This window comes from Streptomyces mutabilis, from assembly GCF_014649815.1.
GTDB lineage: Bacteria > Actinomycetota > Actinomycetes > Streptomycetales > Streptomycetaceae > Streptomyces > Streptomyces mutabilis.
This window is the reverse complement of the sequence record NZ_BMTT01000063.1, coordinates 1-2,125: the sequence shown is the minus strand read 5'-3', so window position 1 is coordinate 2,125 and position 2,125 is coordinate 1. Positions and strand designations below refer to the sequence as shown.

Here is a 2,125-nt window from a genome sequence, read left to right as displayed (position 1 = left end):
CAGCGGTGCCGTCGAGTACTCCAGCGACATCTACGACGCGTCCACCGTCCAGGCCCTGTTCGAGCGTTGGCTGCACTTCCTCGACGTCGCCACCACCCATCCCGACCAGCCCCTCAACCACATCGACATCCTCACTCCCGACGAACACCGGCAGCTGCTCGGCACGTGGCTGGAGACCGACACCGAGACCGGCGAGAAGCTGCTGCCGGTCCGCTTCACCGAGCAGGCCGCCGCCACCCCTGACGCCGTGGCCGTGATCGCCGGGGACGCCTCCCTGACCTACGCGGAACTGGACCGCCGCGCCAACCGCCTAGCGCACGTCCTGCTGCGCCGGGGCGCGGGTCCGGACCGGGTGGTCGCGCTGGCTCTGCCGCGTTCGGCCGAACTGATGGTCGCCCTGTTGGCCGTGCTCAAGAGCGGCGCCGCGTACCTGCCGCTGGACCCGGACCACCCGGCCGGGCGCCTCGCCTACGTACTCGAGGACGCACGGCCCGCCCTGCTGCTCACCACGCTGTCGACGGACTCGCGGACGCCGAGCGGCGGTTCGGCGGAACGGCTGGTGCTGGACACCCCGGACGTACACGCCCTGCTCGCCGCCTGCCCCGACACCGACCCGACCGAGACCGGCCACGCAGAGCCGCCGGCCCCCGAGGCCGCCGCCTACGTGATCTACACGTCCGGCTCGACCGGTCGCCCCAAGGGCGTGGTCGTCCCGCACGCGCCGCTACTGAACTTCCTGGAAGCCATGCGGCGCAAGGCCCCGCTCGCGTCGGGGGAACGGCTGCTCGCGGTCACCACGGTGGCGTTCGACATCGCCGCGCTGGAGCTGTACCACCCGCTCCTGTCGGGCGCCACGGTCGTCCTCGCCCCCAAGGAGGCCGTCCCCCAACCTTCCGCCGTGCTCGACCTGATCGCCCGGCACGGCGTCACGGTCGTACAGGGCACCCCCTCGCTGTGGCAGCTCCTGGTGGCGCACGAGCCGGAGGCGCTGCGGGGCCTGCGCATCCTGGTCGGAGGCGAGGCGCTGCCCGCCCCGCTCGCCGAGTCGATGCGCACGCTCACCGACGACCTGACCAACCTGTACGGCCCCACCGAGACCACCATCTGGTCGACCGCCGCGGACCTGGCCGGCGGCGCGGGCGCACCGCCGATCGGGCGACCGATCGCCAACACGCGTACCTACGTGCTGGGCCCGGGGCTGGAGTTGGTGGCGCCCGGTGTGGTGGGGGAGCTGTACATCGCGGGATCCGGTGTGGCCCGCGGCTACCTGAACAAGCCCGGCTTGACGGCCGAGCGGTTCGTGGCGGACCCGTACGCCCCCGAGCCCGGTGCTCGCATGTACCGCACCGGAGACCTGGTGCGGTGGAACCAGGACGGCGAGCTGGAGTTCGTCGGCCGCGCCGACCACCAGATCAAGATCCGAGGCTTCCGCATCGAACCCGGCGAGATCGAGGAGGTCCTCACCGACCACACGGACATCGCGCAGGCAGCCGTCGTCGTCCGCGAGGACCAGCCCGGTGACACCCGACTCGTCGCCTACGTCGTAGCCGACACCTCGGCGCGTGACCACGACGAGGCTGTGGAACAAGACCAGCTCGGCGAGTGGCAGAACCTGTACGACGCCGTGTACGACGCCGCGGAGCAGACGGCCTTCGGCGAGAACTTCGCCAGTTGGAACAGCAGTTACGACGGACGGCCGATTCCGTTGCCCGAAATGCGGGAATGGCGTGACACGACCGTCGACCGCATCCGATCCCTACGGCCGCGCCGCGTCCTGGAGATCGGCGTCGGCACCGGCCTGCTCCTGGCCCGGCTGGCGCCCGAGTGCGAGGAGTACTGGGGCACCGACTTCTCCCGCACCGTCATCGACGAGCTCCGGCGGCACGTCGACGCCGACCCCGTCCTGGCCACGCGGGTCCACCTCCGCACCCAGCCCGCCCACGACTTCGGCGACCTTCCGCAGGGCCACTTCGACACGATCGTGCTCAACTCCGTGGCCCAGTACTTCCCGAACGCCGGCTACCTGGAACAGGTCGTCCACCGCGCGCTCCGCGCCCTCACCCCCGGTGGCGCCCTGTTCCTGGGTGACCTGCGCAATCCGCGGTTGCTGCGGACCTTCGCCTCC

1 protein-coding gene is annotated in these 2,125 nt (G+C 71.5%); it reads left to right on the top strand.

All coding sequences use genetic code 11. The features are described 5' to 3' along the window. On the top strand, positions 1-2,125 hold a 2,125-nt coding region (locus IE142_RS34570; protein WP_191889384.1), incomplete at both ends, for an amino acid adenylation domain-containing protein.